Source organism: Streptomyces sp. NPDC023541, assembly GCF_055559995.1.
Genome location: NZ_JBVHJO010000001.1, coordinates 430,126 through 443,744, shown reverse-complemented (window position 1 = coordinate 443,744; position 13,619 = coordinate 430,126). Strand labels below are relative to the sequence as shown.

13 protein-coding genes are annotated in these 13,619 nt (G+C 74.7%); 10 read left to right on the top strand and 3 right to left on the bottom strand.

What is annotated here, in order from left to right; translation table 11 throughout:
- The first annotated feature begins 5 nt into the window (after nt 1-5).
- From ACZ3X1_RS02105 to ACZ3X1_RS02095, 3 genes are all read left to right on the top strand, one after another.
- On the top strand, nt 6-971 hold the full coding sequence (locus ACZ3X1_RS02105; protein WP_467275688.1) for a LysR family transcriptional regulator: 966 nt from the start codon (nt 6-8) through the stop codon (nt 969-971).
- Nucleotides 972-1,044: 73 nt separating this feature from the next.
- A complete protein-coding gene (locus ACZ3X1_RS02100) occupies nt 1,045-2,130 on the top strand; it encodes an S-(hydroxymethyl)mycothiol dehydrogenase (RefSeq protein WP_356813783.1) in 1,086 nt (361 codons plus the stop codon).
- A 217-nt stretch (nt 2,131-2,347) separates the two neighbouring features.
- On the top strand, nt 2,348-3,658 hold the full coding sequence (locus tag ACZ3X1_RS02095) for an alpha/beta fold hydrolase (protein ID WP_467275685.1): 1,311 nt from the start codon (nt 2,348-2,350) through the stop codon (nt 3,656-3,658).
- Between the two features lie 10 nt (nt 3,659-3,668).
- On the opposite strand, the gene ACZ3X1_RS02090 is transcribed toward ACZ3X1_RS02095, so the two are convergent.
- Nucleotides 3,669-4,460 carry an MBL fold metallo-hydrolase gene (locus ACZ3X1_RS02090; RefSeq protein WP_467275683.1) on the bottom strand — a complete coding sequence of 264 codons (792 nt, stop codon included), beginning with the start codon at nt 4,458-4,460 and terminating at the stop codon, nt 3,669-3,671.
- 18 nt (nt 4,461-4,478) lie between these two features.
- On the opposite strand from ACZ3X1_RS02090, the gene ACZ3X1_RS02085 reads away from it, so the two are divergent.
- Together ACZ3X1_RS02085 and ACZ3X1_RS02080 are read left to right on the top strand one after the other, a co-directional pair.
- The gene (locus tag ACZ3X1_RS02085; RefSeq protein ID WP_467275681.1) at nt 4,479-5,243 is read left to right on the top strand and encodes a PIG-L deacetylase family protein; all 765 of its coding nucleotides are present in this window, start codon (nt 4,479-4,481) and stop codon (nt 5,241-5,243) included.
- 67 nt (nt 5,244-5,310) lie between these two features.
- Entirely contained in the window at nt 5,311-6,144 is an 834-nt protein-coding gene (locus ACZ3X1_RS02080; RefSeq protein ID WP_467275680.1) for an enoyl-CoA hydratase/isomerase family protein, read from the top strand.
- A 66-nt stretch (nt 6,145-6,210) separates the two neighbouring features.
- On the opposite strand, the gene ACZ3X1_RS02075 is transcribed toward ACZ3X1_RS02080, so the two are convergent.
- Both ACZ3X1_RS02075 and ACZ3X1_RS02070 read right to left on the bottom strand, forming a co-directional pair.
- A complete protein-coding gene (locus tag ACZ3X1_RS02075) occupies nt 6,211-7,152 on the bottom strand; it encodes an SDR family oxidoreductase (protein WP_356813776.1) in 942 nt (313 codons plus the stop codon).
- A 129-nt stretch (nt 7,153-7,281) separates the two neighbouring features.
- Nucleotides 7,282-8,385: a hypothetical protein gene (locus ACZ3X1_RS02070; protein WP_467275677.1), complete on the bottom strand. Its 1,104-nt coding sequence runs from the start codon at nt 8,383-8,385 to the stop codon at nt 7,282-7,284.
- A 224-nt stretch (nt 8,386-8,609) separates the two neighbouring features.
- Between ACZ3X1_RS02070 and ACZ3X1_RS02065 the strand changes: the two genes are divergently transcribed.
- The 5 genes from ACZ3X1_RS02065 to ACZ3X1_RS02045 all read left to right on the top strand — a co-directional run bounded on the left by ACZ3X1_RS02065 (nt 8,610) and on the right by ACZ3X1_RS02045 (nt 13,596).
- A complete protein-coding gene (locus ACZ3X1_RS02065; RefSeq protein ID WP_467275675.1) occupies nt 8,610-9,584 on the top strand; it encodes an NADPH:quinone oxidoreductase family protein in 975 nt (324 codons plus the stop codon).
- The gene (locus tag ACZ3X1_RS02060; protein ID WP_467275673.1) at nt 9,581-10,813 is read left to right on the top strand and encodes an acyl-CoA dehydrogenase family protein; all 1,233 of its coding nucleotides are present in this window, start codon (nt 9,581-9,583) and stop codon (nt 10,811-10,813) included. The genes ACZ3X1_RS02065 and ACZ3X1_RS02060 overlap by 4 nt, the downstream gene beginning before the upstream one ends.
- Nucleotides 10,810-11,934: an acyl-CoA dehydrogenase family protein gene (locus tag ACZ3X1_RS02055; protein ID WP_467275672.1), complete on the top strand. Its 1,125-nt coding sequence runs from the start codon at nt 10,810-10,812 to the stop codon at nt 11,932-11,934. The genes ACZ3X1_RS02060 and ACZ3X1_RS02055 overlap by 4 nt, the downstream gene beginning before the upstream one ends.
- Before the next feature lie 697 nt (nt 11,935-12,631).
- Complete coding sequence (locus ACZ3X1_RS02050; protein ID WP_356813770.1) at nt 12,632-13,171, top strand: GNAT family N-acetyltransferase; 540 nt, start codon at nt 12,632-12,634, stop codon at nt 13,169-13,171.
- Nucleotides 13,172-13,230: 59 nt separating this feature from the next.
- Nucleotides 13,231-13,596, top strand: a complete 366-nt coding sequence (locus ACZ3X1_RS02045; RefSeq protein WP_356813769.1) for a tyrosinase family oxidase copper chaperone — start codon at nt 13,231-13,233, stop codon at nt 13,594-13,596.
- Nucleotides 13,597-13,619 lie beyond the last annotated feature (23 nt).

Below are 13,619 nucleotides of genomic sequence, written 5' to 3'. Positions count from 1 at the left end.
AGCCGATGCTCGACGTACGACGCCTGCGCCTGCTGCGCGAACTCGCCCGCCGCGGCACCATCGCCGCCGTGGCCGAGGCCCTCTCCTTCAGCCCTTCGGCGGTGTCGCAGCAGCTCGGCGTGCTGGAGCGGGAGGCCGGCCTGTCCCTGCTGGAACGCACCGGACGGCGGGTCCGGCTCACCCCCGCCGGGCAGAACCTCGTCCGGCACGCCGAGGCCGTCCTGGAACGGCTCGAACAGGCCGAGGCCGACCTTGCCGAAGCCCGCGGCGGCCTCGCCGGAGCCCTGCGCATCGGCGCCTTCCCCACCGCCTCCCGCGCGATCGTCCCGGCCGCGCTGGTGGCCCTCGCCCGGCGCCACCCTGGGCTGGAGCCGATGGTCTGCGAGACCGATCCGGCGGCGGTCGCCCACGCCCTGCGGGCCGGCGACCTGGACGTCGCCCTCGTCCACGCCTACGACTTCGTACCCGCCGAGCGTGAGCCGGGACTGACCACCGAACCGCTGTACGGCGAGGCGATGTACCTGGCCGAGCCCGCCGCGGGAACGCCCGGGGGCGTCAGGACGGCCGGGGCACTCGGGACGGCCGGGGCGCCCGCGCCCGACCAGGACGCGGTCCTGCGCGCGCACGCCGGATCGCCCTGGATCACCGCCAGCCCCGGTACCCTCTGCCACGCCATGACCGTGCGCGCCTGCCAGGCCGCCGGCTTCACTCCCCGGGTGCGCCACCAGGTGGACGAGTTCGCCACCGTGCTCGCGCTGGTCGCGGCCGGCCAGGGCGTGGCCGTCGTACCCCAGCTCGGGGTGACGGGCCCCGCCGACCCGTCCGTGCACCTCACCCGGCTGGCCATGCAGCGGCGCACCAACCTCGCCTTCCGCAGCGGAGCCGGCGCCCACCCGGCCGTGGCGGCCTTCGGCGCGGCGCTTCGCGCCGCCGTGCCACCGGATCTGGCCGGGTCGCGCGCCGAAGCGTGACACAACTCCCTTACCGGATGCCGTCCGTGTACGTTCGTTGATCCAGACCGAACCGATCAGAACGGGGTACGACGTGACGCATCGCGTACGAGGGGTCATCGCCCGGAGCAAGGGCGCACCGGTGGAGACGACGACGATCCTCGTGCCCGACCCGGGGCCGGGCGAGGCGCTCGTCCGGGTGCAGGCCTGCGGGGTCTGCCACACCGACCTGCACTATCGCGAAGGCGGGATCAACGACGAATTCCCCTTCCTGCTCGGCCACGAGGCCGCCGGCATCGTGGAGTCCGTCGGCCCGGACGTCACCTCCGTGGCCCCCGGCGACTTCGTCGTCCTCAACTGGCGTGCGGTGTGCGGCACCTGTCGGGCCTGCAAGCGCGGACGCCCCTGGTACTGCTTCGCCACGCACAACGCCACCCAGCCCATGACCCTGGAGGACGGCACCCCGCTCTCCCCGGCCCTCGGCATCGGCTCCTTCGCCGAGAAGACCCTGGTCGCGGCCGGCCAGTGCACCAAGGTGGACCCGGCAGCCTCCCCGGCCGCCGCCGGACTCCTCGGCTGCGGGGTGATGGCCGGTCTCGGCGCCGCCCTCAACACCGGCAACGTCGGACGGGGCGACTCCGTCGCCGTCATCGGCTGCGGGGGAGTGGGCAACGCGGCCGTGGCCGGTGCCCGGCTGGCGGGCGCCTCGCGGATCATCGCGGTGGACCTGGACGACCGCAAGCTGGAGTGGGCGCGCGGCCTCGGCGCCACGCACACCGTCAACGGCCGCACCGAGGACGTCGTCAAGGCCGTCCAGGCCCTCACCGGCGGCAACGGCGCCGACGTGGTCATCGACGCCGTGGGCCGCCCCGAGACCTACCAGCAGGCCTTCTACGCGCGCGACCTCGCCGGGACGGTGGTCCTGGTCGGAGTGCCGACCCCGCAGATGAAGCTCGAACTCCCGCTCCTGGACGTCTTCGGCCGCGGGGGCGCCCTGAAGTCCTCCTGGTACGGCGACTGCCTGCCCGAGCGCGACTTCCCCCTGCTGATCGACCTCTACCTGCAGGGCCGGCTCGACCTCGACGCCTTCGTCTCCGAGACCATCCCGCTGGACGGGGTCGAGGAGGCCTTCGCCCGGATGGGACGCGGCGAGGTGCTCCGCTCGGTCGTCGAGTTCTGACGCAGCCCCGCCGAGCCGGCCATCGGCGCCTGCCCGGGTGACCCGGCCACCGGCCTTCCGTGCGCTGCGGCCCCCGCCGCCGCACAGAAGGCCGGTAAGGCCCCCCGGGCCCCTGCGCCCCGGACGGGTCATAGACTCGGGCGGACCGCCGCGCCCGCCCGCGCCTCACCCGGCCGGGGTGCGCCATCTCCGTACCTCGTATCCCTGGGGGCCGTCCGTGACCGTCGTCCACAGCTACCGCCAGCCCGGCACGATCCTCACCGACCACCGGTTCTCCGTCCCCCTGGACCACGCCCGCCCGGACGGGGAGCGGATCGAGCTGTACGGCCGCGAGGTGGTCGCCACCGGCAAGGACCCGGAGTCCCTGCCCTGGCTGCTGTACCTGGAGGGCGGCCCGGGCTTCGGCGCCCGCCGCTTCGTCGGCCGGCAGGCCTGGCTGGAGCGCGCCCTGCAGGACTACCGGGTGCTGCTGCTGGACCAGCGCGGCACCGGCCGGTCCACCCCGGTGAACCGGCAGACGCTGCCCCTGCGCGGCACTCCCACCCAACAGGCCGACCACCTGGCCCACTTCCGCGCGGACTCCATCGTCCGTGACGCCGAGGCCATCCGCCCCGGTCTGACCGGCGGCGCGCCCTGGACCGTGCTCGGCCAGAGCTTCGGCGGCTTCTGCACGGTCCGCTACCTCTCCAGCGCCCCCGAGGGCCTCACCGCGGCCCTGATCACCGGCGGCCTCCCGTCGCTGACCGCCACCGCCGACGAGGTGTACCGGGCCGCCTACCCCCGCATCGAGCGCAAGAACGCGGCCCACTACGCCCGTTACCCCATGGACGTCGAGCGGGCCCGCCGGATCGCCGCCCACCTCGCGCGGCAGCCGGCCGAACTCCCCGGCGGCCACGTCCTGACGGTCGAGGCCTTCCAGTCCCTCGGCACCCTCCTCGGCGGCGGCGACGGCAGCCACCAGCTCCACTACCTCCTGGAGGACGCCTTCGTCCCGACCCCCGCGGGGCCGGCCCTCTCCGACGCCTTCCTGGAAGGCGCCCGCGCCCTCCTGTCCTTCGCCGGCCACCCCCTCTACGCGCTGGTCCACGAGGCGATCTACGCCCAGGACCCGGCCGCGCCCACGGCCTGGGCCGCCGAACGGGTCCGGGCGGAGAACCCCCGCTTCGACGCCCACAAGGCCCTCGCCGGCGACGAGCCCCTGCTCTTCACCGGCGAGACCATCCACCCCTGGCACTTCACCACCGACCCGGCCCTCGCCCCGCTGCGCGAGACCGCCGACCTGCTGGCCGCCCGCACGGGCTGGCAGCCCCTCTACGACCCGGAGCGACTTGCGGCCAACGAGGTGCCGGTGGCCGCCGCCGTCTACCACGACGACATGTACGTGGACACGGAGGACTCCCTGCGCACGGCCCGCGCCATCCGCGGCCTGCGCACCTGGGTGACGGACGAGTTCGAACACGACGGCCTCCGCGCGGGCGGCCCCCGCGTCCTGGACCGCCTGCTGGCCCTCGTACACGACGACGCCTGAGCGGAAGGGCTCAGCAGGGCTCCACGAAGGCGCGGGTCAGGTGGGCCGTGGCCAGGAGGGCGCCGCGTCGGGCCGCCTGCGCCAGCAGGTGCTCGCGGGAGGCGCGGGCGGCTGGCCGGTCGCGTTCGTGTGAGTACGCGACCGCCGGATTGCCCAGCTGCACGGCGTGCACCAGCACGTCGCCGGTGACCAGTACGTCCCGGCCGGCCGGGCCCTGCTCCACCAGCACCGACTGGTGGCCGGGGGTGTGGCCCGGCGTCGGCAGCAGCGTGATCCCCGTCCCCAGCCGGTGCGTGCCGTCCACCTCGTGCAGCTGTCCGGTCTCCCGCAGCGGGGCAACCGTCCACTCCCACACCGGGTCGGCCCGGTCCAGGGCGACGACCTCGGCCCGCTGGACGACATGGCGCGCGGCGGGGAAGAAGGGCTCGCCGCCGGGCCCCGAGGTCCAGCCCGCATGGTCCTCGTGCAGATGGGTCAGCACCACCGTCTCCACGTCCGCCGCATCGATACCGGCCTCCGCAAGGGCGGCCGGCAGCCGCCCGGGTACCGGCGCCCACCCGGCGGCGGGCCCGTCCGCCGGTCCGACGCCCGCGTCCACCAACACCCACCGGCCCCCCGGCCGCGCGACGGCGAAGCACCGGAAGTCCAGCCGCCAGGAACCGCCGGGACCGGCCGCGCCCGGATCCAGCAGCGCGGCGCGCGCCCAGTCGGCCTCGTCCGCGCCGGGGAACGCCGTTGCGGCGGGCTCGAAGAAGGTTCCCGTGGTATCCAGGAGGGCCACTACCAGTCCGTGTCGGTCCATTCACCTATGGTGCGACGTATGACCGAACAACGTGATCAGCAGGCCCCCTTGGAGCCGATGCCCACCGACTGGCAGCGCGCCCTCGCCGTCGTGGCCCACCCGGACGACCTGGAGTACGGGTGCGCGGCCGCCATCGCGGACTGGACGGACGGCGGCCGAGAGGTGGTCTACCTCTTGGCCACCCGCGGCGAGGCGGGTATCGACTCCCTGGCCCCCGCCGCGTGCGCCCCGCTGCGCGAGGCCGAACAGCGTGCGAGCGCCGCCGTGGTCGGGGTGTCCGCGGTGGAGTTCCTCGACCACCGCGACGGCATCGTCGAATACGGTCTCGGCCTGCGCCGGGACATCGCGGCCGCCATCCGCCGCCACCGCCCCGAGCTGGTCATCACCCTCAACCACCGCGACACGTGGGGTGGGGAGCAGGGCGGCGGCTACTGGAACACCCCCGACCACAAGGCCGTCGGCCGGGCCACCCTGGACGCGGCCGCCGACGCCGGCAACCGCTGGATCTTCCCGGAGCTCGTCTCCGAGCAAGGCCTGGAGCCGTGGAACGGAGTCCGCTGGGTGGCGGTGGCCGGCACCAGCACGCCCACGCACGCGGCCGACGCCGGCCCGGGCCTGGAGCGTTCGGTCCTGTCCCTGCTGGAGCACAAGGCCTACATCGCGGCGCTGACGGACCAGGACCCGGAGGAGTACGTCCGTACCTTCCTCACCGGCAACGCCGAACGGGTGGCGGCGCGGTACGACGGCCGCCCGGCGGTCGCGTTCGAGGTCTTCCCCCGCTGACCGCCACACCCCTAGTCTGACGGCCTGTCAGTACATGGGCAGCTGTCGAGCCGGGGGTGCGGAAAAGGTGATCGACACCATCTCCACGGAGATCGCGGAGGGTGAGGAGCGGATCCGCCTGGAGATCGCGGAGGGCGTGGCCGTCCTCACCCTCTGCCGCCCCGCCCAGCTCAACGGCTGGAGCTGGGAGTCCAGCCGCCAGCTGGGTCTGCTCGCCGACCGGATCCGCTTCGACCCTTCGGTACGCGCCGTGCTGCTGCGGGCCGAGGGCCGGGCCTTCTGCGCCGGCATCGACGTGACCGCGCCGGGCGGCGCCATCACGGGCGGATCCACCGCCGAACGCACCCGCAACTACTATGAGGGCATCCGCTGGGTCCACGAGCGCTTCACGGTCCTCGCCCGGCTCCCGCAGCCCGTGGTGGCCGCCGTCCAGGGCTACTGCCTGGGCTTCGGTTTCGAGCTGGCGCTGATGGCCGACGTCCGGGTGGCGGCGCGGGACGCCGTCTTCGCCCTGCCCGAGGCCCGGCTGGGCGTGGCGGTCGACGCGGGCGGCGACCTGCGCATCGCCCGCGAGGCGGGCGCGGGCTGGGCGAAGTTCCTGGCCCTCACCGGTCGGCGGATCGACGCGGCGACCGCCGAACGGCTCAACCTGGTCCAACTCCTCGTCGAAAGAGAGGATTTGGAGGAGGCCTCCCGCGCCCTCGCGGCGGAGGTCGCCGCCAATGCCCCGCTCGCGGTCCAGGGCATCAAGCGTGCGGTCGACGCCTACGCCGACGCCGCCCTCCCCGCGGCCCTCGACCGGGTGGCGATGACCGCGGCCCTCACGCTCGCCTCGGACGACGCCCGCGAGGGCTACACCGCCCAGGCGGAGCGCCGGCCGCCCCGCTTCACCGGCGGCTGACCCGCCGGGCACCCATGGAACCCTGGAGCGTGCGTGCCAGGCCCCGCCGGCCTTCGACGACACGACCTACGCGCCGCCCGCGGGCGGATCCGTCGGGCGGGGCCCGCCCGGCCGGGTGGCGAAGGGACCGCGCCCCAGCTGCTCCCGTACCGGGACGACCTCCGGACCGACCACCGTCCGGCGCTGCCAGTTGGCGCCGTCGACGACCAGGGTGTGGCCGGTGACGAACCGGGCGTACGGCGAGGCCAGGAAAGTCGCGGCCCAGCCCAGTTCGCGCGGCACCCCGACCCGCAGCGCCGGCTGCCGGGCGTCCCTGGCGCCGGGCGCGGCGTGTTCGAGGCCGCCCCGGATGTCCGCGGTCATGTCGGCGTGCGGGAACAGGCCCGGGACGAGCCCGTTGATCTGGATGCCGTAGGGACCCCACTCCACGGCGAGGGTCTCCACGAGGTTCTTGACCCCGGCCTTGGCGGCGGCGCTGTGGGCGAAGCCCGGCCCGCCCGTCCAGGCGTACGAGGCGCCGATGTTGATGATCGACCCGGGGGCGCCGACCGCGAGGTGACGGCGGCCGAATTCACGGGTCATGAACCACGTGCCGGTCAGGGTGATGTCGACGACCGCCCGCCAGGCGTTGGGCGAGAGGTCCTCCGCGGGGGAGGGGAAGTTCGCGGCCGCGTTGTTGACCAGTACGTCCGGCAGCCCGAGCGCCGCCTGCGCCGCGTCGAAGACCTCCGCGACCCGCTCGGGGTTCCTGATGTCGCAGACGGCGGAGCTCACCCGGCCCGCGCCCGGTACGGCCGCCAGCTCGTCCCGCGCCGCCCGGAGCTGCTCGGGGCGCCGGCCCGCTATCAGCAGATCGGCGCCGAGCCGGGCGAACTCGGTGGCCACGGCCTTGCCCAGCCCGGTGCCGCCGCCGGTCACCAGGACCACCTGCCCGGCGTACGTACCGGCGGGCAGGGCGGCGGCACCGAGGGGCGGCGGCGCGGGAAGGCCGTGCTGAGGGTTCTCCATGCGCCCATCGATAGCGCGCGGGCGCTCAGATCACCAGGGCGCGGACACCCCCTGGGGTGTCTCGCCGATCCCGCCGGGCTCGCGGCGCATGGCACCGCTCCCTGATCCGCCCTGACCGACAAGACACCCTTAGCTGCCCGGGTTGTACGCCTGCTGGGGCGCGCAGGTCCAGATCACCGGCTTGAGCCTGCCCTTCGCGTTCACGGCGGCCCCGCCGACGCGGTCGTCGTCCGACACCGCATCGGCCATGCTCGCCCCGCTCGCGGCCAGCCGCGGCAGGGCCTTGACCGGGCCGGAACCGGCACGCAGCAGCGCCTGGTCCGGCAGGGTCATCTCGTCCGGGTGGAACTTGGCCGTGCCGACGCTGACGTTCGTGGTCGGGCTGATCGCCTCGAACGTGGCGTACGGGTGCGAACTCAGGCCCCCGGGGCTGGTGCCTGGACCGGTGAGCGGGGGTTCCCAGACCCACGTCCGGTACTCGTGCCACGGCCCGGCCCAGTCGTAGCCGACGATCCGGCCGCTCTCGTCGAGGTCCTGGACGTAACTGTCGTTCATCGTGGGATCCAGCAGCCGGGCGGCGGTCCCGTCCCCGGGCCACAGCACCGGGTGGGTGCCCTCCAGGTGCGCTCCGGTCTCGGGGACCTCGTAGTCCTGGGTGGCCATGCCGAGGATGTCGCCCCGGTTGTTGATGCCCGTGACCATCGTGATCCGGGTGCCCGGGCCCGCGTCGGCCGGGACGGCCAGTTCCCGGACCTTCTGACCGTCCTTCCAGACGGTGCCGAGCCCGCCGTCGGAGCGGGAGACCACGTACCCGGCGTCGTTGACGTCGGCCTCGATGTCGTAGCCGTAGCCGTCCGGCAGCGGGGTGATCGCCGCGGCGCCCGCCTGGTAGGTGAACAGGGAGGCACCGCCGGAGCCGTGGAGGACGCCCACCATCAGTCCGTGCGCGTTGACGGCGACGACCTGCCCCGTCCGGTTCGGGTCGCCCAGCGGTACCTGGTGGACGGTGGTGCCGGTCCAGTACACGGGCTTGTGGCCCGACACGCCGACGGCGAGGCCGTCCGGGCCGAGGTCGAAGACGCCCTGGCCGCGCTGCATGTCGCGCACGTACGTCTCGTCCCCGATCGAGCCGAGCACCTGGATCTTCGGCGTGCACCTCGCGTCGGCCGCCACGGCCGGGCCGGCGGCGGTGATCAGGCCCGCCAGAACGACGGCGGCTGCGGCCGCGGACATGCTTCTTCTCATGTGGTGGTCCCCCTGGACAGGTGCAGTTCCCCGTTGAGTCATGACACGTGCACGCCACATATTGCCTGATGGTGGGTCGGATGCGGCCTGAAATGACGCCTGTTGTTTCGGACCGGGTGACGGTCCACTCGTCCCGGCGATTCACAGAAGGGCAAGCGACCGCTTAGTATGCGCTCGGAGCGTGATTCCTCGACGGCGGCTGGAGGCCCCGGATGCAGGCTTGGCGAGTACATACCCCCGGCGAGCCCCGCGAGGCCATGCGCCTCGAAGAGGTACCCGAACCGGTCCCCGGCGAGGGCGAGGTGAGACTCAGGGTGCTCGCCGCCAACGTGAACTTCCCCGACGCGCTGCTCGTCCGCGGGCAGTACCAGATCACACCCCCGCTGCCCTTCACCCCCGGCGTCGAGATCTGCGGCGAGACCGAGGACGGCCGCCGCGTCATCGCCAACCCGAGCCTGCCGCACGGCGGGTTCGCCGAGTACGTCACCGCACCGGCGCGCGCCCTGCTCCCGGCCCCGGAGACCCTGGACGACGCCGAGGCGGCGGCCCTCCACATCGGCTACCAGACCGGCTGGTTCGGCCTGCACCGGCGCGCCGGCCTCCGGGCCGGCGAGACCCTCCTCGTGCACGCCGCCGCCGGCGGCGTCGGCAGCGCCGCCGTCCAGCTGGGCAAGGCCGCCGGGGCCACCGTCGTCGGAGTCGTCGGAGGCAAGGACAAGGCCCGTACCGCCGAGGAGCTCGGCTGCGACCTGGTGATCGACCGTACGGCGGAGGACATCGCCGCCCGCGTCAAGGAGTTCACCGGCGGACGCGGCGCCGACGTCGTCTACGACCCGGTCGGCGGCGGCGCCTACACCGCGTCGACCAAGTGCGTCGCCTTCGAGGGCCGGATCGTCGTCGTCGGCTTCGCGAGCGGCACCATCCCGGCCCCCGCCCTCAACCACGCCCTCGTGAAGAACTACGCCGTGCTCGGCCTGCACTGGGGCCTGTACGCGTCCAAGGACCCCGCCGCCATCCTCGCCTGCCACACCGAACTCACCCGGCTCGCCGCCGAGGGCGCGGTCAAACCGCTGGTCAGCGAACGCGTCCCGCTCGCAGGCGCCGCCGACGCGGTGCAGCGCCTCGCCGACGGGACCACCACCGGCCGCCTGGTGGTCCTGCCGGGCCTGGACGGAGCCGCCCGATGACCACCGGAGCCACCCCCGCCGCCCCCATCCCTCCGGTCACTCCCGTCACCGCCGAGACCGTACGCGCCCGCACCAGGCAACTACTCGCCGCGCACCCGCCCGCCGGCACCGACCGCACCGCATTCCTCCGCGCCCGCTTCGACGCCGGACTCGCCTGGGTGCACTACCCCGAGGGACTCGGCGGACTCGGCGCGCCCCGTTCCCTCCAGGCCGCCGTCGACGCCGAACTGGAAGCCGCCGGCGCCCCCGACAACGACCCGCGCCGGATCGGCATCGGCCTCGGCATGGCCGCGCCCACGATCCTCGCGTACGGCACCGAGGAGCAGAAGCGGCGCTTCCTGCGCCCCCTGTGGGTGGGCGAGGAGGTCTGGTGCCAGCTCTTCAGCGAGCCCGGCGCCGGATCCGACCTCGCGGCGCTCGCCACCCGCGCCGTCCTCGACGAGGGTGCCGGCGAGTGGGTCGTCGACGGCCAGAAGGTCTGGACCTCCAGTGCCCACAACGCCCGCTGGGGCATCCTCGTCGCCCGCACCGACCCTGCACTGCCCAAGCACCAGGGCATCACCTACTTCCTCTGCGACATGCACGACCCCGGCGTCGAGGTCCGGCCGCTGCGCCAGATCACCGGCGAGGCCGAGTTCAACGAGGTCTTCCTCACCGGCGTCCGCATCCCCGACGCCCACCGCCTCGGCGCCGTCGGCGAGGGCTGGGCGGTCGCCCGCACCACCCTGATGAACGAACGCGTCTCCATCGGCGGCATGCGCATCCCGCGCGAGGGCGGCATGATCGCACCCGTCGCCGCGGCCTGGCGCGAACGCCCCGGCCTGCGCACCCACGCCCTCCACCAGCGGCTGCTGGAACTGTGGGTGGAAGCCGAAGTCGCCCGCCTCACCGGGGAGCGGCTGCGCCAGCAGCTCGCCGCCGGCCAGCCCGGACCCGAGGGCTCGGGCATGAAGCTGACCTTCGCCCGCCTCAACCAGGAGATCAGCGGCCTGGAGGTGGAACTCCTCGGCGAGGCGGGACTGCTGTACGAGGACTGGACCATGCGCCGTCCCGAACTGGTCGACTTCACCGGCCGCGACGCCGGCTACCGCTACCTGCGCGCCAAGGGCAACAGCATCGAGGGCGGCACGAGCGAAATCCTCCTCAACATCGTCGCCGAACGCGTCCTCGGCCTGCCCCCCGAGCCGCGCGACGACAAGGACCTCGCATGGAAGGACCTGTCCCGATGACGGCACCGACAGCGCCGACGGCGCCGGCCGACCTCCTCTACTCCGAAGCCGAGGAGGAGCTGCGCGCCGCCGTACGCTCGCTCCTCGCCGCCCGCTGCGACGCCGAGGCGGTCCTCACCCGCGCCGAGACCGGCCGGCCGCACGACCCCGCTCTGTGGCACACCCTCGCCGCCGAGATCGGCACGGCGGGGCTCCTCGTGCCCGAGAAGCTCGGCGGGCAGGGCGCGGGACACCGGGAGGCGGCCGTGGTGCTGGAGGAGCTGGGCCGTGCCGTGGCTCCCGTCCCGTACCTCACCAGCGCCGTGCTCGCCACGGAGGTCCTGCTCGGCTGCGACACCGCCGAAGCCGCCCCACTGCTGGCGGAGCTGGCCTCGGGTCGCACGGTGTGCGCCCCGGCCGTTCCGCTGACCCTCGCCCCCGGTGCCCGCCTGCCCGCCTCCGTACGGGACTCCGGCGGGGGGAGCCTGACCGGCACGGTCAGCGCCGTGGCGGACGTGGTGGCCGCCGACGTACTGCTCGTCCCGGCCGACACCGGGCTGTACGCGGTCCGGGCGACTGACGCCGCCGTGACCCCGCTGGTCCCGCTGGACCTGACCCGCCCGCTCGCCACCGTCACCCTGGAGGCGGCCCCGGGCACCCGTCTCGCCGACCCCGCCACGGCCCGGGCCGCCGTCGCCGGAGCCCTGCTCTCCGCGGCGGGCCTCCTCGCGTCCGAGCAGGTCGGACTCGCCGAGTGGTGCCTGACCGAGACCGTCGCCCACGTCAAGGGCCGCTACCAGTTCAACCGGCCCGTCGGCTCCTTCCAGGCCCTCAAACACCGCCTGGCGCGGCTCTGGCTCGACGTGGCCTCCGCCCGCGCGGCGGCCAGGGCCGCGGCCGACGCCCTCGCCACCGGGGCCTCCGACGCGCCCCTCACGGTCGCCGTCGCCCAGGCCTTCTGCTCGGGGGTCGCCGTCCGCGCCGCCGAGGAATGCGTCCAGCTCCACGGAGGCATCGGCATGACGTGGGAGCACCCCGCCCACCTGTACCTCAAGCGGGCCAAGGCAGACTCCCTCGCCCTCGGCACCGCGGGCCACCACCGCGGCCTGGTCGCCGACTTCGCGGAACTCCCGGCGCCGTAGCTGCGGCCGCGGGGGCGGTGCCGGACTGGATCCATGCCCGCACGACGCGGGCCCCGCCGTCACGCGCCGCGGCCATCGCGGCCGCGGCCCTCTCGGCGTCGCGGCCCTCGCCCCGGCCGGTCCGGCAGCGGCCGGGCCCGCGGCCGGGGACGGTACGGCCCCCCCGCCGACGGCGGGCGGGGGGACGTCGAGGGCACGGTTCCCCTTCCCGGCGGCCGCCGCACCCACGTCGAGTGCCGGTGGACGGGCACACCGGCGGCCGACGGCACAGCCGTCTGCGCAGGTCCGGTCCCCGCAGGGCCGGTTCCCGCCCTACGCACGGCGCGATCTTCCGCGACCTGGACCGGGACCTGTACCGGCGCCGCTCCGGGGCCTGCACCAGCACGGCTCCGCGGCCTGCACAGCACCGCTCGACGACCTGCACCTGCCCCTGCACCTGCACCGCTCCGGGACCTGTACCCGGCACCGCTCAGGGGCCTGCACCTCACCGCACCGGCACCGCTCCGGGACCAGTACCCGGCACCGCTCAGGGGCCCTGCACCTCACCGCACCGGCACCGCTCGGCGACCTGCACCTGCACCGCTCTGGAACCTGTACCGGCACCTGTACCGGCACCTGTACCGGCACCGGCACCGGCATCGGCACCGGCATCTGCCCCGCCTGAGGCGCGCTCCCGGCCGATCCCTATGCTCGCCCCATGACCGCTGTGATCACCGCTCTGTCCGCCGCCGGACTGCGCACCCACCGCGACGAACTCGCAGCCCTCCTGCACGCCGTGGTCCGCGACGGCTCCTCGCTCGGCTTCCTCGCGGGCCTCGACCACGCGACCGCCGCCGCCTGGTGGGACTCCCTGCTGCCCGCTGTCGAGGACGGATCCCTGGCCCTGTGGGTCTCCCGCAGCGGCGCCGACGGCCCCATCGACGGCACCGTCAGCTGGTACCGGGAGTCCAAGCCCAACGGCCGCCACCGCGCCGAGCTGCGCAAGCTCATGGTCCACCCGGCCGCCCGGGGCCGCGGCACCGCCCGCGCCCTCCTCGCGCACGCCGAGACCGAGGCCTCCCGCGCCGGGGTGCTGCTGCTGTTCCTGGACACCGAGACCGGCAGCGGCGCCGAACACGTCTACCGCTCCGCGGGCTGGACGGAGGCCGGCACCATTCCCGACTACGCCACCGACCCGGCGGGCCGGCTGCACCCGACCACCCTCTTCTACAAGCAGCTGCGCGGCGCCCACGGGTGACCTCGCCCGCCGCGCGGCGTTAGACCCGTAGCCGCCGGCCACCGAGCGAGGGAGACCGTATGTCCGCAGCAACCGACGCCGCACCTCTGACCCGACGCGCCCTCCTGCGCACGGCGTTCACCGCGGCCGTGCTCGCCGGTACGGGCGCGGTCCTGGCCCCCGTACTGCGCGCCCGCCGGCCCCGGCAGACCCTCACCCCCGCGCCGCTCACCGAGGAGACGTACCGCGGCCGGCACATCGCCGTCGACGTCGCCGGGGTCCGCATCGACGGCCGCCCCCTGCACGTCATGCGCCGCGCCGACGGCAGCTACCTGAGCGGGATCAACCACTTCCAGTCCTATCCGACCCCACTGGAACTGGCCCGTGCCGCTGTCGACGAACTGGGCACGACCCAGCTGGCGTTCGCGGCGCCGCACCACGGCTGACAGACCCACGGGAACGGGAGGAC

Excerpts from the sequence above, each read along its gene's own strand:
- ACZ3X1_RS02065 (WP_467275675.1), top strand. The coding sequence starts at position 8,610 with ATGCAGGCTTGGCGAGTACATACCCCCGGCGAGCCCCGCGAGGCCATG.
- ACZ3X1_RS02105 (WP_467275688.1), top strand. The coding sequence starts at position 6 with ATGCTCGACGTACGACGCCTGCGCCTGCTGCGCGAACTCGCCCGCCGC.
- ACZ3X1_RS02075 (WP_356813776.1), bottom strand. The coding sequence starts at position 7,152 with ATGGAGAACCCTCAGCACGGCCTTCCCGCGCCGCCGCCCCTCGGTGCC.
- ACZ3X1_RS02060 (WP_467275673.1), top strand. The coding sequence starts at position 9,581 with ATGACCACCGGAGCCACCCCCGCCGCCCCCATCCCTCCGGTCACTCCC.
- ACZ3X1_RS02045 (WP_356813769.1), top strand. The coding sequence starts at position 13,231 with ATGTCCGCAGCAACCGACGCCGCACCTCTGACCCGACGCGCCCTCCTG.
- ACZ3X1_RS02050 (WP_356813770.1), top strand. The coding sequence starts at position 12,632 with ATGACCGCTGTGATCACCGCTCTGTCCGCCGCCGGACTGCGCACCCAC.
- ACZ3X1_RS02070 (WP_467275677.1), bottom strand. The coding sequence starts at position 8,385 with ATGTCCGCGGCCGCAGCCGCCGTCGTTCTGGCGGGCCTGATCACCGCC.
- ACZ3X1_RS02085 (WP_467275681.1), top strand. The coding sequence starts at position 4,479 with ATGACCGAACAACGTGATCAGCAGGCCCCCTTGGAGCCGATGCCCACC.
- ACZ3X1_RS02090 (WP_467275683.1), bottom strand. The coding sequence starts at position 4,460 with ATGGACCGACACGGACTGGTAGTGGCCCTCCTGGATACCACGGGAACC.
- ACZ3X1_RS02055 (WP_467275672.1), top strand. The coding sequence starts at position 10,810 with ATGACGGCACCGACAGCGCCGACGGCGCCGGCCGACCTCCTCTACTCC.